This is a genomic window from Methylobacterium sp. E-065, from assembly GCF_022829605.1.
GTDB lineage: Bacteria > Pseudomonadota > Alphaproteobacteria > Rhizobiales > Beijerinckiaceae > Methylobacterium.
The window spans coordinates 1-26,798 of sequence record NZ_JAKSYD010000143.1 but is presented as its reverse complement, the minus strand read 5'-3'; the positions used below and the strand labels follow the sequence as shown (position 1 = coordinate 26,798).

34 protein-coding genes and 1 pseudogene are annotated in these 26,798 nt (G+C 63.5%); 25 read left to right on the top strand and 10 right to left on the bottom strand.

Annotated features, from left to right (window positions below; translation table 11 throughout):
• The 3 genes from MKK84_RS19380 to MKK84_RS19370 form a co-directional block, all read right to left on the bottom strand.
• Nucleotides 1-987, bottom strand: a 987-nt coding sequence (locus MKK84_RS19380) for a methyl-accepting chemotaxis protein (RefSeq protein WP_243922580.1), incomplete at its 3' end; no start/stop codon positions are given.
• 117 nt (nt 988-1,104) lie between these two features.
• A complete protein-coding gene (locus MKK84_RS19375; RefSeq protein ID WP_243922578.1) occupies nt 1,105-1,467 on the bottom strand; it encodes a low affinity iron permease family protein in 363 nt (120 codons plus the stop codon).
• 235 nt (nt 1,468-1,702) lie between these two features.
• Nucleotides 1,703-2,350, bottom strand: coding sequence for a DUF1003 domain-containing protein (locus MKK84_RS19370; protein ID WP_243922582.1), 648 nt, complete (start codon nt 2,348-2,350; stop codon nt 1,703-1,705).
• 24 nt (nt 2,351-2,374) lie between these two features.
• On the opposite strand from MKK84_RS19370, the gene MKK84_RS19365 reads away from it, so the two are divergent.
• The 4 genes from MKK84_RS19365 (at nt 2,375) to MKK84_RS19350 (ending at nt 4,216) form a co-directional block, all read left to right on the top strand.
• Entirely contained in the window at nt 2,375-2,722 is a 348-nt protein-coding gene (locus MKK84_RS19365; RefSeq protein WP_243922576.1) for a hypothetical protein, read from the top strand.
• Between the two features lie 78 nt (nt 2,723-2,800).
• Nucleotides 2,801-3,439: a glutathione S-transferase family protein gene (locus MKK84_RS19360; protein ID WP_243922574.1), complete on the top strand. Its 639-nt coding sequence runs from the start codon at nt 2,801-2,803 to the stop codon at nt 3,437-3,439.
• 192 nt (nt 3,440-3,631) lie between these two features.
• Entirely contained in the window at nt 3,632-3,868 is a 237-nt protein-coding gene (locus MKK84_RS19355) for a DUF4926 domain-containing protein (RefSeq protein WP_243922572.1), read from the top strand.
• A gap of 9 nt (nt 3,869-3,877) precedes the next feature.
• Nucleotides 3,878-4,216, top strand: a complete 339-nt coding sequence (locus MKK84_RS19350) for a DUF6883 domain-containing protein (protein ID WP_243922570.1) — start codon at nt 3,878-3,880, stop codon at nt 4,214-4,216.
• Between the two features lie 243 nt (nt 4,217-4,459).
• Here the strand turns inward: MKK84_RS19350 and MKK84_RS35970 are convergent, their stop codons facing one another.
• The 5 genes from MKK84_RS35970 to MKK84_RS19330 all read right to left on the bottom strand — a co-directional run bounded on the left by MKK84_RS35970 (nt 4,460) and on the right by MKK84_RS19330 (nt 7,322).
• Nucleotides 4,460-4,711, bottom strand: a complete 252-nt coding sequence (locus MKK84_RS35970) for a PsiF family protein (RefSeq protein ID WP_409566526.1) — start codon at nt 4,709-4,711, stop codon at nt 4,460-4,462.
• A gap of 87 nt (nt 4,712-4,798) precedes the next feature.
• Nucleotides 4,799-5,302, bottom strand: a complete 504-nt coding sequence (locus tag MKK84_RS19345; RefSeq protein ID WP_243922568.1) for a MucR family transcriptional regulator — start codon at nt 5,300-5,302, stop codon at nt 4,799-4,801.
• A 106-nt stretch (nt 5,303-5,408) separates the two neighbouring features.
• Entirely contained in the window at nt 5,409-6,110 is a 702-nt protein-coding gene (ctrA, locus tag MKK84_RS19340; RefSeq protein WP_243922566.1) for a response regulator transcription factor CtrA, read from the bottom strand.
• 200 nt (nt 6,111-6,310) lie between these two features.
• Complete coding sequence (locus tag MKK84_RS19335; protein ID WP_243922564.1) at nt 6,311-7,015, bottom strand: thermonuclease family protein; 705 nt, start codon at nt 7,013-7,015, stop codon at nt 6,311-6,313.
• A 124-nt stretch (nt 7,016-7,139) separates the two neighbouring features.
• Nucleotides 7,140-7,322: a hypothetical protein gene (locus MKK84_RS19330; RefSeq protein WP_243922562.1), complete on the bottom strand. Its 183-nt coding sequence runs from the start codon at nt 7,320-7,322 to the stop codon at nt 7,140-7,142.
• Nucleotides 7,323-7,558: 236 nt separating this feature from the next.
• On the opposite strand from MKK84_RS19330, the gene MKK84_RS19325 reads away from it, so the two are divergent.
• From MKK84_RS19325 to MKK84_RS19315, 3 genes are all read left to right on the top strand, one after another.
• Nucleotides 7,559-7,777 carry a hypothetical protein gene (locus MKK84_RS19325; RefSeq protein WP_243922560.1) on the top strand — a complete coding sequence of 73 codons (219 nt, stop codon included), beginning with the start codon at nt 7,559-7,561 and terminating at the stop codon, nt 7,775-7,777.
• Nucleotides 7,778-8,609: 832 nt separating this feature from the next.
• Nucleotides 8,610-8,891 carry a hypothetical protein gene (locus MKK84_RS19320; protein ID WP_243922558.1) on the top strand — a complete coding sequence of 94 codons (282 nt, stop codon included), beginning with the start codon at nt 8,610-8,612 and terminating at the stop codon, nt 8,889-8,891.
• Between the two features lie 916 nt (nt 8,892-9,807).
• Nucleotides 9,808-11,682 (top strand): phage/plasmid primase, P4 family, encoded by a 1,875-nt coding sequence (locus MKK84_RS19315; protein WP_243922556.1) that lies wholly within the window; start codon nt 9,808-9,810, stop codon nt 11,680-11,682.
• A gap of 786 nt (nt 11,683-12,468) precedes the next feature.
• On the opposite strand, the gene MKK84_RS19310 is transcribed toward MKK84_RS19315, so the two are convergent.
• Together MKK84_RS19310 and MKK84_RS19305 are read right to left on the bottom strand one after the other, a co-directional pair.
• Nucleotides 12,469-12,945 carry a hypothetical protein gene (locus tag MKK84_RS19310; RefSeq protein ID WP_243922554.1) on the bottom strand — a complete coding sequence of 159 codons (477 nt, stop codon included), beginning with the start codon at nt 12,943-12,945 and terminating at the stop codon, nt 12,469-12,471.
• A 118-nt stretch (nt 12,946-13,063) separates the two neighbouring features.
• Nucleotides 13,064-13,657, bottom strand: a complete 594-nt coding sequence (locus MKK84_RS19305) for a recombinase family protein (RefSeq protein WP_243922553.1) — start codon at nt 13,655-13,657, stop codon at nt 13,064-13,066.
• 243 nt (nt 13,658-13,900) lie between these two features.
• Here MKK84_RS19305 and MKK84_RS19300 point away from each other — a divergent pair, with 243 nt between their 5' ends.
• The 18 genes and pseudogenes from MKK84_RS19300 to MKK84_RS19215 all read left to right on the top strand — a co-directional run.
• Nucleotides 13,901-14,275: an AbrB/MazE/SpoVT family DNA-binding domain-containing protein gene (locus MKK84_RS19300; RefSeq protein WP_243922550.1), complete on the top strand. Its 375-nt coding sequence runs from the start codon at nt 13,901-13,903 to the stop codon at nt 14,273-14,275.
• Nucleotides 14,265-14,657, top strand: a complete 393-nt coding sequence (locus MKK84_RS19295) for a PIN domain-containing protein (RefSeq protein WP_243922549.1) — start codon at nt 14,265-14,267, stop codon at nt 14,655-14,657. The genes MKK84_RS19300 and MKK84_RS19295 overlap by 11 nt, the downstream gene beginning before the upstream one ends.
• A gap of 813 nt (nt 14,658-15,470) precedes the next feature.
• On the top strand, nt 15,471-16,061 hold the full coding sequence (locus MKK84_RS19290; protein ID WP_243922547.1) for a PAS domain-containing protein: 591 nt from the start codon (nt 15,471-15,473) through the stop codon (nt 16,059-16,061).
• Between the two features lie 723 nt (nt 16,062-16,784).
• Entirely contained in the window at nt 16,785-17,315 is a 531-nt protein-coding gene (locus MKK84_RS19285) for a cytochrome b (RefSeq protein WP_243922545.1), read from the top strand.
• A gap of 630 nt (nt 17,316-17,945) precedes the next feature.
• A complete protein-coding gene (locus MKK84_RS19280) occupies nt 17,946-18,137 on the top strand; it encodes a hypothetical protein (RefSeq protein WP_243922543.1) in 192 nt (63 codons plus the stop codon).
• A 173-nt stretch (nt 18,138-18,310) separates the two neighbouring features.
• Complete coding sequence (locus tag MKK84_RS19275; RefSeq protein ID WP_243922541.1) at nt 18,311-18,607, top strand: hypothetical protein; 297 nt, start codon at nt 18,311-18,313, stop codon at nt 18,605-18,607.
• Between the two features lie 132 nt (nt 18,608-18,739).
• Entirely contained in the window at nt 18,740-20,224 is a 1,485-nt protein-coding gene (locus MKK84_RS19270; RefSeq protein ID WP_243922539.1) for a PAS domain S-box protein, read from the top strand.
• A gap of 162 nt (nt 20,225-20,386) precedes the next feature.
• Entirely contained in the window at nt 20,387-20,569 is a 183-nt protein-coding gene (locus MKK84_RS19265) for a hypothetical protein (RefSeq protein ID WP_243922537.1), read from the top strand.
• Between the two features lie 219 nt (nt 20,570-20,788).
• Nucleotides 20,789-21,745 (top strand): PhnA-like protein, encoded by a 957-nt coding sequence (locus MKK84_RS19260; RefSeq protein ID WP_243922535.1) that lies wholly within the window; start codon nt 20,789-20,791, stop codon nt 21,743-21,745.
• A gap of 2 nt (nt 21,746-21,747) precedes the next feature.
• Nucleotides 21,748-22,248, top strand: coding sequence for a YsnF/AvaK domain-containing protein (locus MKK84_RS19255; protein ID WP_243922533.1), 501 nt, complete (start codon nt 21,748-21,750; stop codon nt 22,246-22,248).
• Complete coding sequence (locus MKK84_RS19250) at nt 22,245-23,153, top strand: YsnF/AvaK domain-containing protein (protein WP_243922531.1); 909 nt, start codon at nt 22,245-22,247, stop codon at nt 23,151-23,153. Before MKK84_RS19255 ends, MKK84_RS19250 begins: the two co-directional genes overlap by 4 nt.
• A 111-nt stretch (nt 23,154-23,264) precedes the next feature.
• On the top strand, nt 23,265-23,651 hold the full coding sequence (locus MKK84_RS19245; RefSeq protein ID WP_243922529.1) for a hypothetical protein: 387 nt from the start codon (nt 23,265-23,267) through the stop codon (nt 23,649-23,651).
• Nucleotides 23,652-23,700: 49 nt separating this feature from the next.
• Complete coding sequence (locus MKK84_RS19240) at nt 23,701-24,396, top strand: general stress protein (protein ID WP_243922527.1); 696 nt, start codon at nt 23,701-23,703, stop codon at nt 24,394-24,396.
• A gap of 84 nt (nt 24,397-24,480) precedes the next feature.
• On the top strand, nt 24,481-24,969 hold the full coding sequence (locus MKK84_RS19235; RefSeq protein WP_243922525.1) for a YidB family protein: 489 nt from the start codon (nt 24,481-24,483) through the stop codon (nt 24,967-24,969).
• Entirely contained in the window at nt 24,963-25,160 is a 198-nt protein-coding gene (locus MKK84_RS19230; RefSeq protein WP_243922524.1) for a hypothetical protein, read from the top strand. Before MKK84_RS19235 ends, MKK84_RS19230 begins: the two co-directional genes overlap by 7 nt.
• Before the next feature lie 112 nt (nt 25,161-25,272).
• Nucleotides 25,273-25,467, top strand: a complete 195-nt coding sequence (locus MKK84_RS19225; RefSeq protein WP_091721931.1) for a hypothetical protein — start codon at nt 25,273-25,275, stop codon at nt 25,465-25,467.
• Between the two features lie 65 nt (nt 25,468-25,532).
• Nucleotides 25,533-25,895 (top strand): CsbD family protein, encoded by a 363-nt coding sequence (locus tag MKK84_RS19220; RefSeq protein WP_243922522.1) that lies wholly within the window; start codon nt 25,533-25,535, stop codon nt 25,893-25,895.
• Between the two features lie 438 nt (nt 25,896-26,333).
• Nucleotides 26,334-26,798 (top strand): annotated as a pseudogene (locus MKK84_RS19215) (IS5 family transposase); the annotation flags it as partial.

Genomic DNA, 26,798 nt, shown 5'->3' with positions numbered 1-26,798 from the left:
CTGGGCGGTGGCCTGCGCGGTGGCGATCACCTCGGTGGCGCGCTTGCTGATCTGGGCGCCCGAATGCGTGATCTCGTCGACCGTGGCGGCGGTCTCCTGCACGGCGGCAAATTGCTGCTCAACGGAGGCCGCCTGCTCCTGAGCGGAGGCGCGGATCTCGGCCGCGGCCGTGTTCAGGTCGGCGGTGGCGGTGCGGTTGGTCCGGGCGAGGTCCGAGAGACCCGCCACCATCGCGTTGAGGCTGCGGCCCAAGCGGCCGATCTCATTATGCCCTCCCTCCCCGAGTTTGCCGGAGAGGTCGCCCTCTCCGACATGCTCGACGAAGCCCATCACGCGCGTCAGCGGCCGGACAATCAGGCGGTTGATGGCGACGCCGATCGCGGCGCAGATCAGAAGTGTGAGCAGAGTGCCGCCCCATAAGGCGAAGCTCTCATCACGCTTGGCCTGCCCGACGCGCACCGCCTGCGCTGCACGGGTCCGCTCCTCTAGGGTGTCGATAGCGGCGAGCTTACCCCGTAGGGTGTCGAAGAACTGCTTGCCTCTGCCTTCCGCCTCAATGTGCACCGCATCTGGCCGCGTCGCTGGGTCGGCGGCCTGACGTATGGCGGTCTCGCCGATATCGGTCTGCCAAGTGCGCGCCGCAGTCACAGCATCGACCAACAGGCGCGACCGCTGGGCATCATCGCCGATCAGGGTCTGCAGACGCGTGATCGTCTCATCAAGAGCTGGCCGTCCCCAGCGGTAAGGCTCCAGGCTGCTCTCGCGTCCGGTAAGCAGGTAGCCGCGTAGCCCCGTCTCCTGGTTGAGCATGGCAGTGCGGAAGGCGTCGAGCCCGCGGGCAACCTGCGTCGAGCGGTCGAGGGCGTCGGTCGCATCCTGCAGCTGGTTGCGCGTGGCCAGCACCGCCCCACTGCTGAGAACCGATACCAGCGCGATGACGCCGATGGCGCCGCCCAACGTGCGGTTGAGGCCAAACGTGTTCGGCATGCCCGATCCTTCTTGATCAGAACTGCAAACGGCTTCGAGCGGCAGCCGCAATGATGATGGCATCGCCAATAGCGCTCAAACCGAGCTGACGCGAGCAACACCGTGCTCTCCCGCGCCTCAAGCTTTGGTATCGAATTTAGCGGCCGAGGCTGGCTGCCGGTCCTGCCTGATCAGTTCCAGCTCCTCGGCGCTACGGGCCTCAACCCCGATGAGGCGTTCATCGGTGTCTTCGACGGCGCGGATCAGCTCATCCAGCTTTATCTGAATAGCAGCGGTGTCCCGTGCGCCGGCCACGAGGATGACGCCTGCCAAAAGCATGGCGGCAATGGACAGGAACAGGTTGAAGACGAGCGCCCAGTGGTCGTTGAAGCTGAGGACGAAGCCAGCCCCTAGCCCCGCGGCGACGGTGAAGCAGGTCGTCAGGAAGCCAACGGGCTTCGAAAGCCACACGGCAAGGTTAATGATCGGACGGTCCAGCATCAATCCTCATGCTCAGCGCATCGAGCCGCTAAGCGAGATAGCGCGACCTTGTTTCTAGAATGATCATGTACCCCTTAATCAATTCAGATGTAGGGCCCGCCGAATAGGTCATTGAGCGTCTTTCGCCGATCAGCGTGCGTCGGCGCCGCTGCTGATGCTCAGGACGATCGTGGATCACGCGGCAGCGCTGGCAGAAGTCAGCGAGGTTGTCCGAACTGGATCACGCCCGTGGAAACTATTCACCCGCTGAAAGAAGGTCGCCATGCGTGTCCTTGATGGCGTCGAGGACAGCCTGCGGGTCGGCCGGCTGCGCCATCGCTTCGGCCTCCTCGTCGATCCGATCCTCAATGTGCGGATCGTCGCGTCTCATCTCCTCTAGCAGGGCGATGATTTTGGCGTTCTTCTGCTCGGTGAGGATGGCAAGCTCCAGGGTAAGTTGAGCCCGATGCTCGGCCAACTGCTCATCGTGCCGCTGTGTGATCAAGATTAGGCTGGTGATGTACAGGCTAAGGATGCCGCCGACATCCTGCAAGTAGGCAAAGGGCGGCGGATCGGGGCTTGTACGACCAAGCGTCGGGAGGACGAGGTTCATCCCGATCCAGGCGAGGATCGCCAGGGTAAGCAGGCCGACGAAGCGTGGGCGCCCGATGGCGCTAGTCATACAGGCGACGGTGCGCTGGACCGGTGTAGCCTTGCGGTGATGCTCATGATGCAGATCCGCGATCGCGCGGATCGTGTCCTCGATGTGCGCGGGCAGAATGGGCGTAGCCGCTCTTTCCTCACGATCCGGGGTTGGGTTGGGCATCGGCGGCACGATCCGGTTGTCGGGAGGAATTCCTGAAGCCGGAACATGCAGATGACGCGACAGGTTGCTCGTGAGCATTTTCACGACAGCCGAGAAAAGCCGATGGCCCGCTCTCCCCTTCCGCTGAGCGTGGCCTTTGCCGCGTTCGCAACCCTGGCGCTCCCTGCATCTCTGCACGCCCAAACCAAGCCCGGCGAGATCAAGGGTATCGACGCGATGGGCGACAAAGACCGAAGCGCCCAGGACGGCTTTAGCCAAGCTCCGGTCCCGCGCGAGGAGTCGGCCGCCAAGGATGTGTCCAATCCCGGCGGCCGCTCGATCGCGGAGAACAAGGATCGGCCGGTCCCGGCTGCGAACCCGACCAGCGACTCCGCGCACGATCCTCAAGCTCCGTTGCCGAACCGCACGGCATCGCCATCCGGCATCAATCCAGCGGAGCCTTCGAAGTAACACGCATACTTCGGCTTAGGCACGACCAGCCACTTTGAGCCTCCTCGTACTACCGCCATCCAAGGTTAGAGACAGCTGATGAAATTTTATTGGGGACCGCACACCTGTGCGATCGGCATCCACATTCTGCTGGAGGAGATCGGCAGACCTTACGAGAGCGTGAAGATGGACGTGGCTGAAGGTGCTACGCAGCAGGAGTGGTTCAAGTCGATCAATCCTAAAGGCAAGGTTCCGACCCTCGTGGGAGATGATGGGACGGTCATGACCGAATACGGCGCTATCGCCACGTGGCTTGCGCGCACAAACCCGGACAAGGGGCTGATCCCGGCAGATCCCAAAGCCGAGCGGCGGGGCATGGAGGTGATGGATTACGCGATCGGCACCCTGCACCTGCAAGGCTTCGGCCGGATCTTCAAGACGGAGAACTACGAGCCTCAGGACACGCTTCACCAGACGTTTAAGCTCGGCCACAGCTCGGTGAAGGAGCAAGGCCGCGAGATCATCGATCAAGCCTTGACCATTCTGGACCAGCAGATGGCGGACCGCGCCTACGTGGCGGGTGACGCATTCACGATCGGCGACACCGCACTGTTTTACGCGGAGCGTTGGGCGCCGCAGCAAGACATTCCACTTCCCCCTAACCTCGCAGCACATTTCGAACGGATGGCTGCACGGCCAGCGGTAGCTCGAGTGCGCCAGATCTGGGGCGAGGTATGAGGCTGCTGGCTCCGCCTATCGTACCGCTACCGCACTGATACCGTATCCTGCCACACGGTGCGGTAATCTGCCGTGCGCTGGGCAAGACGACGGGGGCTTCGTGCGCGCGGCATCTGGCGCTACAGGACGCGCGCCGTTTGGTATGCATGCTCCAGGGTTGCTAGACTTGACGGGATGCGCCAGATTTAGCGTATGTCCTATGAGACGATGCATCAGTTCCAGGATCCCGCCGCGCACCCACTCTTCGCAGAGTTGAGCGTCGTTGAGGTTCTGTGCGCCGTTGAGACGGACGACAGGATGCCCGTCCCGGCCGGCAGTCATGGAACTGTCGTGACCATCTACGGCGGCGGCAAGGCATACGAAGTCGAGTTCGCCCGGCCGGTAATCGGCAACTGCACCTTATCTGCTGACACCCTGCGCGCGGCCTGAGCCGCATCAGTGAGCGATGATTGGACGGCCGATCTCGCCATCGGGGACGTGAAGATCAAAGGCTACCTGCTCAATCCGGATCAGCCAGACAATAAAGGCAAGGCCAAGTTTTTCTTCAGCCGAGGGTTCAGCGCGGAAGCCATAGAACCTCTGATCCATGCCCTGTTCGAGCATGGAAAGCAAAGCAACCTCGTGCGCGAGATGCCGACAGGGTTCGGCACGAAATATGTCTACAAGGGTCCGCTGAAAGCGGCCGACGGAACGACACCCTACGTGCGCTCCGTCTGGCACAAGGAGGACGGCGATTTTCGCCGTATCCTCGTTACACCCTACCCGCTCTATCCCTGAACACGGCCGCGGCTCGCCTCTTCAGCCGTAACCGCGGCGATCACGTTCTCCAACTTGGCAGAGGTCGCTGCCAGCCAGCAATCTATCGTGCTTGGCCATCGCCATGATGAGCGTACGCCGGTGCGCGTTCAGGCGGTTGAGCAGGGTGGTGAGCTGGTCAGTTAGCTCCGGCGTGTAAATGCACACGGCCATTTGCGAAAAAGCGTTTTATGAGAAGCACCAGGGGCAGGGCGATGCCGCGCTTCAATCCTCTGGGGTGACGCAGGTCCCCATGAACGCCTTTCGCTCCAGTCCATCCTTGAGCTTTTGAGCGTCAGCCTGCTGTCGGCAGCGATCGAGCACTGCCGGATCCACGGCTGATGCCGCCTCTTCACCGGAAGATGTCGCTCTTGGAGCGGGTTTCTGAGGTGGCTCAGATGCGCTCTGGGCACCCGCTGCCGTGGGTAGGCAAGCGAGGGCGACCAGAGCGGCGATCCGTAAGAAAGACCGTGGCATGGGTAACCGCCTGAACTGCTACTGTCAGGCTATGCCATGGGCGTCATCTGCGGCGAAGGTTCGGCAGATTGCGTCGGTCCCGAAGCCTCAAGCCTTCGCGGCCGTCTCGGTCTTCTTTGGTCGGCCAACCCGCTTCGGCTGTTCGGGGACGGCCTCAGCAGGCTCCACATCTTCCGAGATGACCGTCCTGTGCTGGCTGCCAAGCCCTATGCTCTTGGCAAGCGTCGAGCGGATCTCGGAGTAGCTGGCGGTCACTATCGGATAGTCTCTCGGCAGACCCCACTTCTCACGATAGGCTTCCGGGCTCAGGCGCAGCTTCGTCAAATGACGCTTCAGCGTCTTGTACGGCTTTCCGTCCTCGAAGCTGATCAGCGCGTCGTGAGTGATTGACTTGCGGATCTGACCAGGCGTCAGCTTCGTGGCAGACTCAGCGGCAGGTGCAACAGGGGTGCCCAGCCCGGCAAGCGCCGCATGCATGCTGGCGATCAGGGGGCCGATCTCGCCTGGCTGGATGTGATTGTTCGACACGTAGGCTGCGACGAGGTTCGTCGTCAGCCCGATATGATCGATATTTTCCACTTGAATTGACACCGTGTTCTCGTCCCCAATGCACCTGCTCGAGTGAAGCAAGCCATCTGTGCCAGCCAACACGAGAAATCAACCTGCGTAACGAATTTCCATCTCTACCTACGGACTTCTAGCTCGCCATGGCACGCATTTCGCTGATGCCATCTCGCATCACGTAGCCGCGGCCCCAAACGGTCTCGATGTAGTTCTTGCCCGAGCTGGCGTTGGCGAGCTTCTTGCGCAGCTTGCAGATAAAGACGTCGATGATCTTCAGCTCCGGCTCGTCCAAACCACCGTAGAGGTGGTTGAGAAACATCTCTTTCGTGATCGTCGAGCCCTTCCGGAGTGCGAGGAGTTCCAGCAACTGGTACTCCTTCGTCGTCAGGGGGACACGTATACCCTCGATCGATGCCAGCTTCTCGTCAAGGTCGATGACGAGGTCATCGACCGTGATCGTCGACTGGGCGTGGCCCTGTGACCGGCGCACGATGGCGTGGATGCGCGCGATCAGCTCGTCCTTGTGGAACGGCTTAGTGAGGTAATCATCGGCCCCGAACCCGAGGCCCTTCACCTTGTCCTCGATGCTGCCCATACCTGACAGAACGAGAACCGGCGTCTTCACCTTCGCCACACGCAGGTTGCGCAGGACCTCATAGCCCGACATGTCGGGCAGGTTCAGATCGAGCAGGATGATGTCATAATCGTACAGCTTCCCGAGGTCGACGCCCTCTTCCCCTAAGTCGGTGGTGAAGGTGTTAAAGTTCTCGGACTTGAGCATCAACTCAATGCTCTGTGCGACAGTAGCGTCGTCTTCGACTAACAGAACGCGCATGGTACGACCTCGATTTGAGGCGCTTCATATCTCGTCAACGATACCAAATTGTTAACAACTGGATCTATAGATCGAATTTCAGTGGCGAATTGTGCTACTGACATACATTCGGTTACCACTGTGCACATCAGTCCGAATACGTTGAGAACACCGGCGGCCCACGGGGCACCGGCCGTGTCGCCGATCCTACCGTCCAGTGGCTACCGGCGTGGCGCTCGCCATCCGGCGGCCTGCGCCTCGGCTTCGGAGCAGAACATCCGCTCGCCGGCCTGCTCATCGATCACGACGCGCGCGTAGTCGCGGCTGTCGGGTAGGTGGTAGGTGCGCTCGCCCGAGCGCGAGATGTTACCCTTGATCGTACAGGTCATGGACTCGGGTGTGGCTCGCGGCATCTCGGCCCCGGGCCGTGTCTCACCCTGGCCGCCGCGCTTTCTACGGCGCCAGTCGGAGGGATCCTCGAACGTGCCGGCCCAGATCCCGCGCTTGCGGGTGCGCGCCTCGTTCTCCTGCCCGACATAGTCCGCGGAGTAGCGGCGGAAGGCGATGGCGTGGCCCTGGCTGACCATCCAGGCGTTCAGATCTTCGGCTCCCTTCCGGCAAACGGCGACCGTTCGCCCGTAGCGATCCGTGGCCCGTGGCTCGCACGAGATGTTTGCCTCGCCGATATGGTCCGAGAGCGCGAGGGCTGCCGCCTGCCCGCAGCGGTACTCCTTGCTGTCGACGTCCTCGCAAACCTGAGCACTCTCGGGGGCGTCGATACCGTGAAGGCGGATACGGATGTTGCGGATCACCACTGTGTCACCGTCGGTGACGGAGGCGCGGCCTATGACTGGTTCGGCAGCGGACGCGGGCCCTGAGAGCAGGATCAGCGACAGCCCCAAGCCAAGTACCGCATATCGAGGCATCGACGATCCCCAGGCCCGTGTGAGAGCAGGCCCGAGGTCAGAGGCCTTGTCCATATCGAAGGCGAGAAGGCGGGCGGCTTTCCTCAGCCGTGGGTCTGAGCGGTGAAATCGGTCGTCCCGCGAGTTAGCGGTGGCCGCCGAGCCGCACACCGAGCACATCCATGATCCGGTCCTGAGCCGACACGTCAGTGGTCGGCGCGCCGCTCTCCATCGCCGCGACGGCTTCGGGATCGACCTGTGCCAGTGTGGCCAACGTTTCGATCGAGAAGGCGCCTCGGATGCGAGCAGCATGGATCTGATCCGCCAAGGCGGAAGTTCGGGACGTGGGGTCGTCGTGTTGATCGCTCATGGCCGAGCGGTACGGGCCGGCTCGACTTGAAGTTTCGCGGCATCAAATTTTTCGCAGCCCGGCACTCAGGACCTGCGGGCACGGCGAGCCGAGGCTGGGCACTACACAGCCGGGGCGACCAAGCGAGTCGAGCCTACCGATGCAAGCGGCGTTCACGGGAACGGTCGGATTAACCTGTCGACGGCTGCCTCCGGATGGAACCGTCCAGCTTGGCGGTCGTAGCCTCCGTGTCGCTGGTCGACGTGGAGGCCATCATGATGTCGCTGGGCGTGTTCTGTGTCGTGGCGGGCGTGAGCATGGCAGCCAGCTCTCTGTGGTCTTCACGCTACCGCGCCATCCTTGAGGTGATGGGCGGTGGTTTGTTCGTCGCGGGACTCGGCTTTGCCGGTGCGGACTTCGTGCTAGCGTCCTAATCGGTCGGAGCCTTGAGCATTGCCGATTTTCGGCTTCTGGGTAGGCTGGATTGTGTCGGCGAAGGGATGTCGCTGACCTTCACGCTCGTCCGAAATTCCGCCCCCAGTGTGCCGAGGACAGGCGTAGATGCTTTAACAGTCACGCTTAGGCGTGCTCTGACCGTCGAGGCATTCGCACCAAAGAGATGGCCTGGACGCCACCGGTCGTAGAAAGCTGAAAACCCCGTGCATAGGTGGTATGAGCGCAAGTGTCCGCTGTCTGGCCGGCCGAAAGTCATACCAGCGGGCGAAAGGGGACTTGCCAGACTGCCAGACCGCCCGCCATGCTCTCATTTGCCCGCTCAGCGGCCAAAGATTTCGATTTTCCGCGACCATTGCGACCAATCGCGACTAATTTCTAAAATAGTCGCGGCGCTGAAAATTAAGCCTGATCAATCGCTTAGGCGAGTGCGCGACCATTGCGACCAATTTCGCGCGCCCGCTCGCCTATGAGTAATTGTCAAAACTCGCGCGTTTTTTTTCTCATTATCACACGACATCCTCCAAATTGGTCGATTGGTCGCCAAGACCCATATAAGTAATTGAAAAGAATGAATAATTCTGATCGCGACCATTTTTCAGAATGGTCGCAATTGGTCACAATGGTCGCAAACACCGAGGTGGGGCCGTGAAAAAAATTTTGAAACGATCGACGTTGAAGCCCTGATTACCCGGGCATACGAGGAGAGGGCCGTTCATGGGCTCCGAAAGGTCCGGCGCGGCCCTCCTCGGTCTGTCGGGGCCGAAGGACGCCAGCGGAGGTTGTTCCACTGACGACAAGGTCGACAGCTCTTTGTTCTCGGCCGACACGGCGGCGGCGATGCAGGAGCTACAGGCTCGGCTGGCCGCGACGCCAGATGCCTTCCTCGAACTGCACGACGCCGTGTTGCGCCTACCAGATTTCTATATCGAGCGCGCCGGCGGCATCGATTTCTTCGCGTGGGATGAGGAAACGACTGCCCAGCTCGGGCACCGGATCAAGGTCGACGACGCGAACGGCCGCCGGATCGTCAAGGTCGAGCGCAGAGGCAGGCGCGGCAAGGGTCGCGACGATCTCGCGCTTCGCGGCGCCTGACGACCCTCGTGACGTCGACGATCGTCCTCATCAACGGGCAGGACGGCGATCGTGGTGGCCCTCAATAAGCTACACCATGCCCGGGGACACGACCTCGAACGGATGCGGCCGATCTATGCGCCCAGCCGGCATGACCTCGTCGAGCGATACGCTCCGATCTACGAGGCGGGCCCGCAGGAGGTGGTCGAGACGCGCGCCCCTAGGCCGTGTGGATTGCCGCCCTCGGGATGCTGCAGGCGCAGCTCGCCGACCTACCCGACGTCGAGGTGACAGGACCGGCGGCCCCAGCCGAGCCGTGGGAACCGGTGGACCGGGTCAAGCGCGGTCCGGCCATCGACGCCCTGCGGGACGCCGCGGACGCGCACGTCCTGGCGTTCCGTGCGGTCCCAAAAAGAAGGCTCGGGCGCCCTGCGCGGAACGGGAAAAACTCGCCGCAGCAATAGCATAGCGGCGCACCCGGTTCGGATTTTGCCGCCAATTTGACGTGAGGAAAAAACTTGACCATAGTCAGAACACCCTCAGAAGGGTCCTGAAAACCCGCGGCACGTGCCGCGGGTTTTTTTTGTTCTGAGGCGTATCGTCTCCGGCCGCGGGTTCGGTCATGCACCGGACCACGATGGCGCTCCAGGCTAAGGCCGGTACGCCACGGGCGCTGGCTAAGCTCGCTTCAGAGCCGCTCCGTATCCCATTGAGCGCCAGGCCGCTGACAAGGCCGCATGCGTCACGAGCGGCGGCTCCGTAGCAGCCTGAACTCTCGGACGCGACCAAGGCACAGGCACCGTCCCCGGACAGCCCTCGCGACCGCGTGCCTCTCAGTCAGCAAGACGATCACTGTCCACGCCAACGCGCGCGGAGGCTCCAGCGCGCCAACGACGCTCCCACGTCACCCTCAACCTTCTGACTAGGCTCTCAACCCATGATTGATACAACTCGACCTTTAAGTGTCGACATCTTCGAAAATGCGCCCGTGCTGGCCGGGTCCGCGCCCGTGCCGCATAGGATGGCGAATGCCGTGGCGGAAGCGTTCGGTGCCAACGCGCGATCACGCTTCCCTCGGCCATTCGAGGAAGCCGTACTTGACGTACTCGACCCAGAACAGCCGGCGCCCGCTGATACAGACTGGGCGCTGCTGCGCCTGTGTGCCAGCGAGCCACAAAACGATATCGGGAACAGCCGGCGCCTGCGGGCTCGCTACGGCACCGACCTGCTGCATGTGCAGAGCGTCGGGTGGCACGTCTATGACGGAAAGCGTTGGAGGGAGGATATCGACGCCGCCGGCACCCGCCCGTTGGCCCACGGCACCGTTGAGGCTGTAGCGCTCGAAGCTCACGTCCTTGGACCGAACCCAGGCGAGGCGGCCGACATAGAGGCCGCAGACGAGGCTACGCGGACTAGGGCGGCGCTCAAGCGCGAGCTTCAGGAGCTTTCCGAGCGCAGTCCGGATGCTCACTCGAAAACGCGGAAAGATGCAGTCAGTGAGGAGATCCGCGAGGCCAACGGGATCATCGAGCGCGGCGTCGCAGCCCGGAAGGCAGTCGATCAGCGCAAAGAACAGCGCCGCCGTTTCGCCAACAGCAGCGGCAACAAGGGCAAGATCGATGGCATGCTCGCCGAAGCCTTGGCCTATCTGTCAAAGCCGATTGGCGACCTCGACGCGGACCCGCTCGCACTCAACCTCGGCAACGGAACACTCCGGTTTGTCGAGCGCGAGGTGCCCGATCCAGAGTGTCCGGACCCGGATATGATCCGCGCCAAGCGCGAGTTCGTGGCGGAGTTGTCTCCGCACACGCGCGGCGATCTGATCGCTAAGCTCGCCGATGCCGATTACGATCCGGGGGCAAAGGCGCCTGTGTTCGAAGCATTCCTGGCCCGCATTCTGCCCAGCGAACCGGTGCGTGAGTACGCGCAGCGGTACTTCGGCTACTCGATGACCGCGCTGACCCGCGAGCAGTGCTTTTGCCTGTTTCATGGAGAGGGCCGCAACGGCAAATCGACCTTGGTCGACGTCGTCGCGCGCATCCTCGGCGACTATTCGACCTCCGTTCCGATCGACACCCTTGTCGGCAGCGGTCCGAAGAAGGGATCCGAGGCGACGCCCGATCTTGCCCGCTTGCCGGGTGCGCGACTGGTGCGGACAGCCGAGCCGAAGGAGGGGGTTGGTTTTGACGAGGCGCTCATCAAAGGGCTGACCTCGAGTGAGCCGATCCCAGTGCGACGCCTCAACCAGGAGTTCGTCGACATCTATCCCACGTTCAAGATCGTGGTCTCCGCCAATCGCAAGCCGACCATCAAGGGCAACGACGACGGTATCTGGCGGCGTGTCAATCTGCTGCCGTTCGACGTGCAGATCCCACCGAACGAGGTAGACAAGCAGCTCAGTGACAAGCTGTGGGCGGAGCGATCTGGCATCCTGAACTGGCTCGTGGCCGGGACACTGGACTACCTCAATCGGGGCAAGCTCGATCCGCCGCAGGAAGTCACGGCAGCGACACAGGAATACCGGGATGAGTCCGATATCCTGGCAGCCTTCATCCATGGTGCCTGCACAGTGACGCACAATCCGGCTGACACGATCGAAGCCGGCCGGCTCTACCAGGCATTTGAGATATTCTGTCGGCGCAACGGTCAAACGCCCTTCGCGTTGGCAACTTTCTCTCGACGGATGCCGAAAACAGCCTCAGCGCTCGGCTTTGAGAAAGGCAAGTCGAGTATCTCTGTGTACCTCGGCCTGCGCGTCCTGCCCGACTTCATGCCGCGCTTGGACACTCCCGCTGGTCCCCGCGAATACTGACGGGCGGGGCTGGGGAGGCTGGCTGGAAGCCATGCGGCTAGCCTCCCAGGGCCGGCGGGGAAGGGCAAGATCGATATCTCAAGCACTTACCCGAACCTAAGGAGGCTGGAGAACTTAGGGAGGCAAATCTCAAGTCTCTATACAAGAGTGGGATGTGGGCAGCACACTCTCTGTTCCCGAGTCCTCTCACACATACCAGAGATTTATCCTCCCTATGATCCCTACCTTCCCTTAGTGATACAGAAGAACAATCCGAACAATGAGTTAGATAAAAGGACGGCCCTAATCCTTGAGAGGCAAGCGCCTGGTCCGTTCCTCCCGCCTCCCTGACCTCCCAAAGCGTAGCGAGAGGCTCGCTCACTCAGCACAGGGCATCCAGCTGGGGAGGATGCCGCCCGCACGTCCTCTCGAGATCACCCGCTCTTGCGCAGCTCGCTCGTCACGCGCAGCCGACGCCCGCTCCCGCTGCGGTCGAGCACGCACCTGCCTTCACGCGGTCATGCAGGGCCTTCACCGGCCAGACCGTTGCCTACACATGAGGTCAGCCAGCACTTCGCGCCTAAAGATCCCAGTTTGAATGGGTCCCTCCGGCGCCTTAGACTTATCACGGGGCGGAACCACGTGGGATTTTTCCAGTAAAGCTGCTTGAAATTCAGGACTAACACCACCTAACGCCCATAACACAGCACCTAACGGCTCAAGCTTTATCAAATTTTCTCGCTCAGCATGCAGCATGGCGGGCACAGCAAGACTGCATTGCAGAAGCTTCTCAAAAGACAGTCCGGCCTAGGCTCGGGCAAACAGATCGAGCTGCCCCGCATCCCTGCGAGTCCGCGATCGGAAGCTAGGGGCGGGATGCTTGTGCCTCGACTTGGCTAAGACTGGCAGACCGGTGCCTGGCTTGCCATAAAGCACGGCACCGACGATCCAGCAGCCGTCACCCCGGTGAAATACGTTGGCGGTGTGAGGTCCGGCCCGCACGATCTCCTGCACGAGCGCCTCGTCGACGTCCATATTTGACATCGCAGCAAGCAGGCACGAGAGCCCCAGCGCTTCGACATCAAAGGATTGAAACTCGGCAGCGCGCTGCCGCCAGATCTGGCGCACAGCACCGACGCTGGTGAGGGGGAACGGGTTGGGAGCCGGTTGCGTCGCGGCGTCGGCGATGAAGGCCGCGATCGCGTGCCGGTCGGCTATGTCGGCGGCCGCGAGGAGCGAAGCGGCGAGCTGGCGGCGGCTAATCGGCATCGGACCCTGGATCATACGGCCTTGCCCTGAGAGGCCGCTTCGCCGCTCCCGGCTTAGCTCGGAGGCATCGAACTAGGGGAGAGCACTCAAGCCACAGCCGGGGTACCTACTTGCCCCACTGCAGGCCGGTGCATCACCCATGCTCGACTGCGCGCGTCGCCGCCTCCACCCGCCGGATCGTCGCTCGGCTGACCCTGAGTTCCCGTGCTACCGCCGAGGCACCCTGACCCTCACGCAGAAGCTGCTCAGCCAATCGCCGCCGCTCCGGCGTGAGGCTTGCTGGTCTGCCGATCGCTTTGCCCTCGGCGCGCGCCCGCGCCAGACCTGCCTGGGTGCGCTCGATCAGAAGGTCACGCTCGAATTCGGCGACCGCGTTGATCACCCCCATCGTCAGCTTGCCGGTCGAGCTGGTGAGGTCGACGCCACCGAGCGCCAAGCAATGCACGCGTACGCCGATGTCAGCCAATCGTGCGACCGTGCCGCCGACATCCATCGCGTTGCGGCCCAATCGGTCGAGCTTAGTCACGACGAGGACATCACCATCCTCGAGCCGATCGAGCACGCGGACGAAGCCCCGGCGCTGTGAGGTCGCGACGCTGCCCGACACGGTCTCCGTGATCACGCGCTGCGGCTCCACTTGGAAGCCTGCGGCCGCGATCTCCTGACGTTGATTGTCGGTGGTTTGGCCGAGGGTGGACACGCGCAGGTAGGCGAAGGTGCGTGGCATGGCAAAAATCTGGTCGAAAGCGGTGGCCGAAACTAAACGCTGGCCGAAACTACCGCAAGCCTATGTTTCGGCCTGATCTCCCGCCGGTGGCCGAAACCGTTCGGTTTCGGCCATGCCTCTACGCACACCACGCACACCGATTGCCTCGGAACCGACCATTTCTTGTGAAATTGCCACAGCGAGATTTTACGGCATACGTCTCGAGGCTGCTAGCCGGCCGGCCGTCTGGTCGATAGGAGGGCGATGAGCAATCGTTCGCCCCTGGTTGAGCGTGCCCACTTACGCCGATGGGATCATGATGTCATGAATGCGATGGTGTCCAAGATCGATGCCGGAGGTCGGCTGATCATTCCAGCCCAGGCGCGCAAAGCCCTCAGTCTGGAGTCTGGTGGGCCAGTCGTGCTGACCCTGGTCGACGGCGAGCTGCGGGTGCGCTCTGTCGCCTCCGCCATGGCCGAGCTGCAGACCCAGGCTTCCTCCTTCCTGTCCGACGATGGCGCATCGGTGAGTGCCTTCCTCACGGCACGACGTGCGGAGGCAGCTAGGGAGGCGGGTACATTCTCCGACACAGACGATCAGGGCGCCCCATCGACGACGGAGCTCGATCGTGGCGCGTAGCGTCCTCGATGCCTCGGCGCTGCTCGCCTACCTGCGCCGGGAACCCGGCTGGGAGCAGGTGCTCGACGCCTTCACCGGCACCGCCACGATGACGACGGTGAGTTTCGGCGAGGTCGCCGGATGGCTAGTCCGCAACGGAGCGGATGAAGCTGCTGTGCGGGGCTTACGGTACGGTCTCGTGTTCCCGCTCACCCCGGTCGACGACGATCTTTGTATCCGTGCTGCTCTGCTAGAGCCGCTGACACGCTCGAGAGGGCTTGGGATCGGAGATCGGCTGTGTCTGGCGTTGGCCACCCGCTCTGATGCGGTCGCGGTCACTGCGGACGCTGCCTGGCAGGTGATCGCTGACGCTGCCGGCATCGAGGTCCAGCTCATCCGTTGAGGTCTGCCAACCCAATATGACGTTTGCCCGACAGTAGATTTACCGACGCGTTTTACTGACAGCAGAAGAGCTGTCTGGCTAATTTTCGCCCCACCCCGCCGGGATGTCGGGAAAACGGTCGAATTGCCGACAGCTACGTCTCATGCCGGTGACGCAGAGCTACGGGTCTGACGTGACGGATCGGCCTGAGACCCGCCGGCAGTCTGGTTTGCATGGTTCACGTGCTGACGGTCTGGTTTGGACGGCCAACCGGCATTTAGTAGACTAGACCGGAGCCGGTGTAGGAACGGCATGCGACCAGGAACCGGCCTGATCAGTCCGCTTTGGATCCACCTTTAGCAGACCGACCTTCGCAGTTGCTCACGACCCGAAGCAGGCCTTGAGAAGGTCCGCTTGCAGGTACTTTTACGATAGGGCGGTGCCCTCCCCCCGTATCAGGCGCAGCGTGGGCGATTGACGCAAGGCTTCGCGAACCAAGCGTGATCGCCATATAGACCGTTGCGGAGACATTATACTATGTTCTTCGCGATTATAGAACTGATCGCGTCCAGTGCATCCTCACGTAAACTGTCCGTCGATATTTGCTTCCACAAAATCAACATTCGATCAGTCTGCTCGTGGCGTCGACAATTTTCTTTAGTTTTATAAAAATCTTCGATGGTGATACGGAGCGTATCTGCAATTCGCCTCAGACTGTCATGACGAGCGTCTTTCTCGTTCAGCATGATGCCCTCCACGGATCGTCGGGCGCGTGCGATGGCCGGAGATACCATCTCGACTGGTTGTAGCGCGAACGACTTGTGCGTTCAAAGGTTGTATCAGATCGTCGGCACCCTCGGACTGATGCGGGAGGGGCGGGTGATCTTCACGACCGACGCTCAGGGCGAAATTACATACATCTGCCTGGAATGGATCGCCTATGCCGGACAGACACGCGAGGCGGCATACCGGGATGGCTGGACCACACCAGTCCTAGAAAACGACCAGGATACTGTCAGAGCCATCTTCTCAGAAGCGGCCAAGGCACAGGCCGAGTTCTGTGTCCGGTTTCGCGTTCGGTGCGCGGATGGATCAGTGCGGTGGCTTGCGGCCGGGGGTGTTCCCTCGTTTGGACCGCCGGGGCGCTCGTTCCTCGGTTATCTCGGGTCCATGACCGAGTTTGCACCGACTGAAACATCTGAGATTGCAGCGTATGGTGGGATCGAGAGGTTCATCCCACCGCCGATACACGTGGCTACGCAGGCCGTGTCACCCCTCGATATCATCGCGGATCACCTCATCATCGTGCACTCGCTGATGGAGCAGCACGATGCGACGTCGGGCTTGAAAGACGTCAAAGCCGCCTTGTTCAAGGTCGGTCAAGCGCTGGCACGTGGTGATGGATCGCGACTGCGGTATAATTAAACAGCTATCGCGCCAGTATCAATACAAGAGACGTCTTGTTCGTTACGTATTTGGTTTGGACGGCGGTCGAGGCGGAACACGGATCTGGATGAGTTTGCCGGTCAAGGGATCGAGTACCACCACCATGTCATGCCCCCAACGATCAAATGCTGGACCTTAGGACGTTGACGCGGAACACAAACTTGATCCTCCGGGCGGTCTCTTAAGATTATCGTCGCCCTGCAGCGTTGCCCATAATACGGTACAATTTTCGGTTGTAAACAGTGCCCATGCACCTATCCAATCGGGCAGCACCGCGTCGCTCATCGACTTCACGTGGTTTATGACGACGCTGGCGGTCGGCAAGCTCGTCGAGGTCGTGGGGTCGGTGTCGTAAAATTTGATAGACAAGTCGTGGTTTGCTTCAATCGCGTTCAGCAATAATCGGCGAAGAGTCAAACAATCGCCGCGCCATCGCCTGTCGCCGGGACCACACATCCACGAAAAATTAGCAGCTTCCGCCCGCTTGATAGCACGCGTTGACTGATTTGTGTCCGCCCACACTCTCGACTCGCCCCCGGGCGGAGGCGACGTTTCCAACGAAGCACAAACCAACACGTCGTCGGCCTGAGGTTGGTAGGGTCAGTGGGTACAAAGCGGACCATGAACCCGATCCCATCAACGGGATCGAAGCAGTCCCCACGATGGCCTTACGGCATCGGGCGGTAAAACGGGGGACGACTGATGGCTGGCTGGCTCGACACGCCCCACCGGTACGGCCGCATCAGCCGCGCGTTCCACTGGCTCATGGCAGCGCTCTTTGCGTGGCAGTTCGCGGGGGCGCTTCTCTACGTCGGCATCGGCGACACGACGATCACGCGTTTCTTAGACAGGAGCCATTACTCCCTGGGCTTCGCCCTCTTCATCCTCGCCCTGCTGCGTGGGGCTTGGGGGTTGGCCAACCTCGGACGGCGACCGCCGCATCCGGGGCGCCTAGGCCGCGCCGTGGTGGCGGGGCATGCCTTGATCTACGCCCTGATGGTTGCCGTACCGGGCATTGCCCTGTTGCGCCAATACGGGTCTGGCAGGTCGTTCTCTCCCTTCGGCATCCCAGTCATGCCGGGGCACGTGGGTAGGATCTCGTGGATGATGGCTCCGGCCAACCTCGTCCACGATTGGTTGGGCTTTATCCTCCTGGCAGTCGTGCTCGTTCACGCCGCCACAGCCTTCGTCCACCGAGTACAGAAAAAGGATGCGCTGACGCGCATAACCTGAGCTGCGCCTGAAAACATCCTGACGTGGCGCACGCATCGTCGCGCCCCATCCAATGCTTCTCAGCTCGGTGGATCACTCGAACACAACCACCGAAGCTGGAAGATAGGTTCATCCGGCATCACGGATGTTTCCGTGCCCCGGACTGGGGTAAAGACCTAAAACCGCCGTGGCCGCTCGGATTTGCTACGTGCCGGCACAGCGTTCAGAGAATGGACTGCGTGGGGAGCTGACCTTTCGCCGCCCCGCTATTAGCCACCCCAACACTCAAGTATCGCGACCATTTCAGACGGCGACGGGTCCAGCTCGGTGCCATGATTTCCTGGACGTATGTGGATAAAGACCGGCTCTGTCGGTTCGTTTTGGCATATACCCAAAACGAACCATGCCGATCGGCTGCTATGGGCGGGAACCGGACCCCGACAGTTCGCCCGAAAGCGGACGGGAAGTGCACCGTTCCAATAGGGCAAGATCATTGGAACGCTGCCGTTGGAACTTGGCCGCTTGTCATTGGCTCAAGGGATTGAGGCCGCGTTCACCCCTTTAGTAGGATGTTCTCTGCGGTATGCAGCTTGCCGATCGGAAACGACTATGCCGTCAGAGAAGGAAATAGGATTGAGTGATCCGCGGCCCATGAAGCCTCGGTACTGGATGGCCTACTTCGACGCGCTCGCCACAGGGCCGCTGCTCGCCAAGCCGCACACGGCTCGCCGCAGGGCCGGTGAGATGGCACGGATCTGCCCCTATCCCGATGTCGCCTCCGCGGGCTTGGCCAAGGTGAGGACCGCCCTCAAGATGCGCGGCTCGGCGACTCCACCGTCCTAGGGCTGCCTGCGCATAACGCGGCGTTCTGGAACCGAGCGTGTCGCGCACGTGCGAGAGGCTGCTCCCGCCTCCAAGCGATCGCGTAGGATTTTGGATCTTTCGAGAGCGCGTCACCGCTAACGCGACGTTAACCACATCGGTTGTGCAGTGCGAGGTGTCCAGAGGGACTAGCCATGCGCCACATCCACGTCGTGCCCGGTCTGCGCCTGCGGTTTGCTGGCCGCGACGAGACCTTCGACGAAGGTGTCGAAATCGGTCTCCTCGCGGCTCAACTCGCATCGGGCATAGCCGAGTTCACGATGATGTTGGCCGCCGGTACGCTGGACCAGGCGCGCATGCTGGCGACGAATATGGGCTACCGCCTCCACGTTGCGTCGATGAACGAAGGCACAGTCGAGGTCATGTTCCTCACCGGAAGCCGCCGGCCCAAACTGCAACTTGTGTGTAATAACCTCCTCGCGCGCTCATAGGCGTAGTTCCTCGGCCTACGATCTGCTCAGCCAGTTTATTCGCGGCGATCGGCCAGATCAGGGACACTCAAACGCGGCGGTCTGAGCTTTTCCTCGCATTCGAGCGTTGGCGCTTCGGATGGAGATACGCCGATGGCCGATGCGGCTCATCACACGCAGATGCAGCAGATCGTGGCCGGCCTGTCCGAGGGCGTGATCCTGATCGAGCCGGATCAGACCATCGCCTACGCGAACGATGCCGCCGTGATGATGCATGGGGTGACAGATGTCAGCGATCTCGGCGCCACCGTGTCCGAGTACCGCGCGAACTTCACGCTGCACTATCGCAATCATCGCGAGATCGGCCCGCTGCAGCATCCCCTCGACCGCGTGCTGGCCGGCGAGGTGTTCCGGGATATCGTCGTCGAGTTGACCCCAACTCGGGATCCGAGACACAGGTGGATGCACCGCATCCGTAGCTTGGTAACGACCGATGCGGATGGCACGCCCAACGGCCTCGCCCTTGTCATGCAGGACGTGAGCGAGCGCTACCAGGCCGAGGCCCGGTTCGAGCGGATGTTCAATGCCAACCCGGCCCCGGCGATCATCTGCCGGATCGCCGATCTGCGCTTCGTGCGGGTCAACCACGGTTTCCTCGACCTCACCGGGTACCATCGCGACGACGTGCTCGGCCGGACCTTCTGCGAGATCGACCTGCTGCGCGAGGCCGAGCGGCGCGAGATGGCGATCCATCGCCTGCACGAGGGCCGCACCATCCCACAGATGGAGGCTCAGCTCGCCACGCCGTGTGGCCGCGGCCGTTACGTGATCGTAGCGGGGCACGCCATTGAGATGCCAGGCCCGGGCGGCATCGAACCGTGCATGCTGTTCACCTTCGCCGACCTGGAGGATCGCCGCAAAGCCGAGATAGCCCTGCGCCACAGCGAGGAGCGCTTCGCCAAGGCGTTCGACCTCTCGCCGGTGCCGAGCGCGTTGATGGACGCGGATGGGCAGGAAATCACCAGCGTCAACCAAGCCTTCGTCAGCACCTTCGGGCAAGCCCCCGCGGACGCGGGCGGCCAGTCGCTCGCCGACCTCGCACTCTGGGTCGACCGCGCCGAGCAGCGCAAGTTCTCCCGGGACTTAAGGCGGCTTGGCAGCGTTCGCGGCTTCGAGGCCGCGCTGCAGGATGCGACGGGCGCCGAGATCGATTGCCTCGTCTCGGCCGAGCGGGTGCGCATCAACGATGAGGCCTGCGTACTGTGCGTTCTGCAGGACATCACTGCTCGCAAGCGCTCGGAGCGTGAGCTGATCACCGCCATCGAGGCGGTTATGGCGGATGCGTCGTGGTTCAGCCACGGGGTGATCGACAAGCTGGCGACCCTGCGCCACCCGCCACGCTCCGGCCGACCGTCGCTTGGAGTCGCGAACCTGACAATCCGCGAGCAAGACATGCTCACGCGGATCTGCCAGGGCGCGACCGACCGTGAGATCGGCGCCGAGCTGAAGCTGTCGCCGAACACGGTGCGCAACCACATCTCCGGGCTGTACCGCAAGCTTGGTGTCAACCGCCGTAGCGCAGTGGTGGTGTGGGCGCAGGAGCGCGGGATCGGGCCGAACACGCGGCACCGGAGCTAACGGCGAAGAAAACCGTGATAGAACTACCAAGCCGACTTGGTGTAAATGTACTTTATGTAAATTGTCGGAACTTCTAGTAAATCGCTTGATTACACGCTGGTAGCTCTGCTCACACGAGCATCTCGGAAGATCATCCCGGCGGGTTGATGCGAGGAGACCCGTGTGGCCGAGCGTCGAAAGGTGCTCTCGTCCGACCATGCCCGGGCGCTGATCAAGGAAGCCATCGGCATCATCGAGGGCGACCGTGCGATCCAGGCGGAAGCCGCCGCCGAGATCGTCGCGATCGAAGCCGCACATGCGTCGTCGAACCGCGAGCCGAGGCCAAAGCGCTTGACCCGCTCGTGATGCTGGAGCGCGAGCAGATACACGGACGGCAACCAGTTCGGTCAGCCCGGCGTCGGGGGGCTGAACCCCTGCAGACCTGCTCGTCACCGTCGTCGGCGCGGTGGTCGGGCTGCAGCTCGACAACGCCTTGATCGGCCGCCGGGTGCTGTGAGCCCCACCAAACCCGCTTTCGCCGACTTCGGCCGAAGCCCGAACCACACAGATCTGAGAGTACCGAGCATGGCGTTATCACCCGACACCACCCGCGCGGCCTACGACCGCGACCTGCCAACTACCAGCCTGGCCTCCCCAGCGGAGGACCTGCGCACGATAGCGCTGCACTCCATCTCCTGGGGGGCGGTCTTCGCCGGCGCGGTGATCGCGCTGGTCGCCCAGGTCATCCTCAACATGGTCGGGCTCGGGATCGGTCTCTCGACCGTCGACCCGGCGGGCAACGGCACCCCGACCGCTGGGTCACTCTCGTCCGGCGCGGGGATCTGGTTCGTAATCTCCGGCATCCTCGCCTCCGCTGCCGGCGGCTGGCTCGCCGGGCGCCTTTCGGGCAAGCCGGCCAACACGACCACCGCCTATCACGGGCTGATCGCCTGGGCGGTCTCGACGCTGGTCGTCGTGTACCTGCTGTCCTCGGCGGTCGGTGGCGTCGTCAGCGGCGCGTCGAGCGCGGTGTCGAGCACACTGGGTGGCGCCGGCAACCTGATCGGCGGGTCGGTGAAGACCGCCGCACAGGCCGCGGCCCCGTCGCTGCCGGGCATGGACAACCCGTTCTCGAACATCGAGAGCTCGGTCCGCAACGGCACCGGCAACGACCCGGACGCCCTGAAGAACGCCGCCGTCAGCGCGATGCGTGCCGCGGTGAGCGGTGACGCCGCCCAGCAGAAGGACGCACAGGAGAAGGCCGCCCAGGCGCTGGCCAAGGCGCAGAACATCCCGGTCGAGCAGGCTCGGACGCAAGTCGCCCAATACGTGCAGCAGTTCAACGACGCGACAGCCAAGGCCAAGGATCAGGCCAAGCAGGCAGCTGATACCGCGGCACGGGTCGGGTCGCAGGGCGCGCTCTACGGTGCCCTGGCGCTGATCCTCGGCGCGCTCGCCGCCTTCTTCGCCGGCCGCGGTGCGGCGGTCGACCCGGTGGTGAGCCGCACCGGCGTCACCGCCACGACCCAGCGCCGGGTCTGACCATGAGCGATCCCGCCGCCAGCCAGCCGAAGCTCTCCCGGACGCAAGTCGCAGAGGCGGCGGAGGTCACTGTGGGCGAGGAGGTGGTCCTCCCGTTAATCGAGGAGAGCGCTCGCATCGACAAGCGGGCGGTCGAGACCGGGCGGGTGCGGGTCTCGACCCAGACCGAAACCGTCGAACAGGTCCTACGCGAGAGCCTGCGCAGCGACACGGTCGCGGTCACTCGAGTGCCGGTGAACCGGACGCTCGCTGATGGCGAGACCCTTCCGGTGATCCACGAGGAGGGCGGGGTGACGATCATCCCGGTCTTGGAAGAGATCCTCGTCGTCGAGAAGCGCCTCGTCCTCAAGGAAGAAGTGCACATCCGTCGAAGCTCAGCGGATGAGGACGTCGAGGTCCCGGTGACGCTGCGCAAGCAGCGGGCCGTGGTCGAACGCGTGAGCCCGGACGGCCACGCCAGCGAACAGATCGATCCCCTTTCAACCGAGGAGACAACACCATGACACAGACGATCACCGCGCTGTTCGACCGCCCGGCAGAGGCGCAGGCCGCGCAGGCCAAGCTTGTCGCCGCCGGCATCCCGCAATCGGCGATCAAGCTCGTGCAAGGTGCCCAGACGGCGCGCACGAGCGGCTCATACGACTACCACAAGGACGAGGGCGGCTTCTGGGGCTCGCTCAAGGACTTCTTCATGCCGGAGGAGGATCGCTACGCCTACAGCGAGGGCCTGAGCCGCGGTGGCACGCTGCTGACCGCGAGCGTCGAGCCGGCGCAAACCGAGACGGCCTACGATATCCTGGAGCAGCACGGCTCGGTCGACCTCGACCAGCGCGAGAGCACGTGGCGCAAGGAAGGCTGGAGCGGGTACTCGGCGACGGGCGGCACGACGACGGCCAGCTCGACCACGGGCACGACAGCAACTGGAACGGCGGCTACAGGCGCCGCGGCCCTGAAGGGTGCCGGTACGACCACGGGCGAGACCGACTATATCCCGATCGTTGAGGAGCGGCTCAACGTCGGCAAGCGCGTGGCCGAGAGCGGCCGGGTCCGAGTTCGCTCCTTCGTCGTCGAGAAGCCGGTTGAGGAGCAGGTCACCCTGCGCGACGAGACCGTGCACGTCGACCGGCGCGCGGTCGACCGGCCGGTGACGGCGGCCGACGAGGCCTTGTTCGCCAGCAAGACCATCGAGGCGACCGAGATGCGTGAGCAGGCGGTGGTGTCGAAGGAGGCCCGCGTGGTCGAGGAGGTCGGTATCCGCAAGGACGCGGGTCAGCGCACCGAGACCATCACCGACAAGGTGCGGCATACGGAGGTCGAGGTCGAGGACGAGCGCGGCAACGTCAGCCGCACTGGCACGGCCGGCACCACGACCACCGGCACCACGCCGGGTACCCGCAAGCCGGTCTGAACCACAAGAGCGCGCTGCCTGGAGCCTCGACGCACCGGGCGGCGCACCCTGTTGAGATCCGACTTTGGATCGGCCCGTCCCTCTACCGCAATCAGAAAAACAGGCCTGGCGATGTCCCTGAACCGCTCGATCCTGCTCCTGTTGCCGTTGCTCGGGGCCGCGCCCGCATCGGCGCAGACGACCGTCACCGGGCAGCCTGCGACGGGTGGTGCCTCCAGCGCAACCTCCGGCGGGCAGAACGCCGTGACGCGGCCGAACACCGATCACGCCCACGACGACAGGCCCGCGGCCACCGGCACGGGGACGAACGTCAAGCTGGAGCGGGGCGCCAACAGCTTTACCGAGGGCGAAGCTCGCCGGCGGTTCGAGCGGGCCGGCTACCATGAGGTCAAGGATCTGAAGAAGGACGGCGACGGCATCTGGCACGCCAGCGCGATGGTGGACGGCAAAGCTGCCAGCATCGGCCTCGACTTCAAGGGGAACGTTGCGGTCCAGTAGCCGGTCCCCACGCTCGATCTGTCCCACCCGAATATCTTGGAGTCATTCCATGCCAGCACAGACCCTCTCGGCTCTATACGACCGCTACGACGACGCTGCGGCGGCGGTGACGAAGTTGGAGGCAGCCGGCGTGCCGCACTCCGATATCAGCCTCGTCAGCAACAAGGCGGAGACTAGCACCGCTGGAACGGGCGACACCGCCGAGCACGCCGCCACCGGTGCGGGGACCGGCGCGACGCTCGGCACGATCCTGGGCGGTGGCGCGGGCCTCCTTGCCGGCCTCGGACTGATGGCCATCCCGGGCGTCGGTCCGGTCGTGGCCGCCGGTTGGCTCGTGGCGACGCTGACCGGTGCGGGCATCGGTGCAGCAGCGGGCGGTTTGACCGGCTCGTTGACCGGCGCCGGTGTGAGTGAGACCGACGCGCATGCTTACGCCGAGGGCGTGCGCCGCGGCGGCTCGCTGCTGACCGTGAGGGCGGATGAAGCTCACGCCGGCGTGGCCACGCGCATCCTGGAGGAGCACGGTGCCGTCGATCTCGACGCGCGCGCCCAGGGTTGGGAGAGCGAGGGCTGGAGCAGCAAGACTGCCGACGGGACCCCAAGGGACACATCGACCTTGATCGGCTCGGACGCGGCTGCAGGCTCGGTCGTGCGCGAGAACGATGCGGTGAGCGCTCCTATGGCCGGTACGGATACGCCGATGTCGGGTGCCCGCAGGGTGCGTGTCTACAACCACCCAGTCTGATCCTCGGCATCCATCCTTGGGTCCAGCCTCATCGTCGACCCATACGATCATCCCGGCCTAAGGGCCGCTCCCGGAGCACCACTCATGGGCCTACTCGACAGCATCATCGGCAGCGTGGTCGGCGGTAACGCCGGTCAGCAACAGGGCGGCAGCGCTAACCCCCTCGTCGGCGTCCTGATGAGCCTTCTGGCGGCGCGGGCCGGAGGCGGCAGCCTCGACGGCATGTTGGGTAACACGGGCGGCGGCATGGCTGGCGCCGGTCAGGGCGATCTCGGCGGTCTGCTCGGTGGTGCAGGCGCAGCCGGCGGTCTCGGTGCCCTGATCGAGCAATTCACCCAGGCCGGCCACGGTGGGGCGATCAATTCATGGATCGGAAACGGCCAAAATCAGCCGATCGCGCCCCACGACCTCGGCGCCGCGCTCGGTCCCGAGACGGTGGGCCAGCTCTCGCAGCAGACCGGCATGGGCAGTTCCGACCTGCTGTCGCAGCTCTCGCAATTGCTGCCTGGCGTGGTCGACCAGCTCACCCCGCAAGGTCGGATGCCGACCGAGCATGAGCACGCGCTTTGGTAACGTTCTGCGCGGCCGATCACGCCGCCGTTTATGAGATCACCCTTCGGCAGCAGGCCGCATGTTCCGCGGTGCGCGACAGCCTGTCGTGGCTGACCGACCTGTCGCATGGCGACTTACTTTTCTGGCTCTCACGGGAGCTTCCCTCGGCGGTGAACCGCTACGCCGCCGATGGCAGGTTGCCCGCCCATTGACGCGGTGAGCCTGAGGACACGCCGCACGCCGGTTGAGGACCACCTCGCCCGGACGCGCCGGTCGATACGACCGCAACGAGCACCGTGACGGTGCCGAACGAGGAATACAGCCATGGCCCAGAACGCACACCACGAGGCGGCCAAGCATCACGAGGCCGCCGCCAAGTCACACAAGACGGCCGCCGAGCACCACGAGAAGGGCGACGCCAAGACGGCCGGCAAGCACGCCGAAGAGGCCCACGGCCATTCGGCGAAGGCGCACGAGAGCTCGACCAAGGCTCACGGCAAGAGCACCGGCAAGCACTGATCGGCTCTGCGTAAACCGGCCGGGCTCGCCGCATGTGGGCCCGGCTGCCCATCAGGAGGGACACCATGGACAAGAACCGCATCACCGGCGCCGCGAAGGAACTCGGCGGCAAGGTTCAGGGTAAGGTTGGCGACGCGATTGGCGACCCTGGGACCCAGGGCAAGGGCAGGGTGACCGAGCTAAAGGGTTCGACTGAGAACATCGTCGGACAGGCCAAGGACGCCGTGCGCGACGTGGCCGACCAAGCGAACGATCTCGCCGGTGAGGCGATCAAGAAAGGGCGTGAGCGCTTCCCTGAGGCCGAGCATGCCTATCGACAGGGCGGTGACGCGCTCAGCCAATATGCGAAGGAGTCGCCGCTCATGGTCGTCGCGATGGCAGGCGCGCTCGGTTATCTTCTCGCACTGGTCATCCACAGCCGGAAGTGAAGCCCGCTTCCGTGGGGATCATACTGCTCCATGCGATCTGAGGCCATCCACGATCGCTGATACCAGGGACCTCGAACGCGACGTCGAGGCGAGCTGAGCCCGGCTTGACGGGACCCTCGATCGGCTTCAGGCGCGTTTGAGCCCGTCCGTCATCGTCGAGGAGGTGGTCGGTACCGCACGCCGGAGCGAGGCCGGGGCCGCATTCTACCATAGCGTTCCAATAGAGCCTGCCCGTCCGGACCATTCCACAATCCCCGCCAAGCCGTTCCGAAAGGTAGCCTCGGAGTTTGAAACGTCGAATGGGCCTATATCTCTGATCCGTGTGGAACGCGACCGTGCAGGGTGTCCGATCAAGATTGGTCACAGGACTACCGTCCGGACCCATAATGGTGGCGCGGACGGCTTGGGTGTGATTCACGGCTTCCGTGGGAGGAGCCGATGGATCATTTCTGGCTGACGGGCGAGCAGTTTGCGCGGATCACGCCGCACTTGCCCACCGACACACGGGGCAAGGGGCGCGTAGACGACCGGCGGGTGATCAGCGGCATCGTCCATGTCCTTAAGTCCGGCGGGCGTTGGACGGACGCACCGCGTGAGGTCTACGGGCCGAAGAAGACCCTCTACAACCGCTTCGTACGCTGGGCGGCCAAGGGGGTCTGGGTCGGCTTGTTCGAGACGCTGGCGCAAGCCGGCGGCCCGCCCTCCCAGGTGCTGATCGACTCCACCGCCGTGAAGGCGCATCGCTGCGCCGCCGGGGGTAAAGGGGGGAGCAGAACCAAGCCATCGGCCGCTCGCGCGGCGGGCGCTCGACCAAGATCCACGCCCTCACCGATCGCTTCTGCCGCCCGCTCGCCTTCCTGCTGACCGGCGGTCAGGCCGCCGACTGCAAGGCCGGCGCGCTGC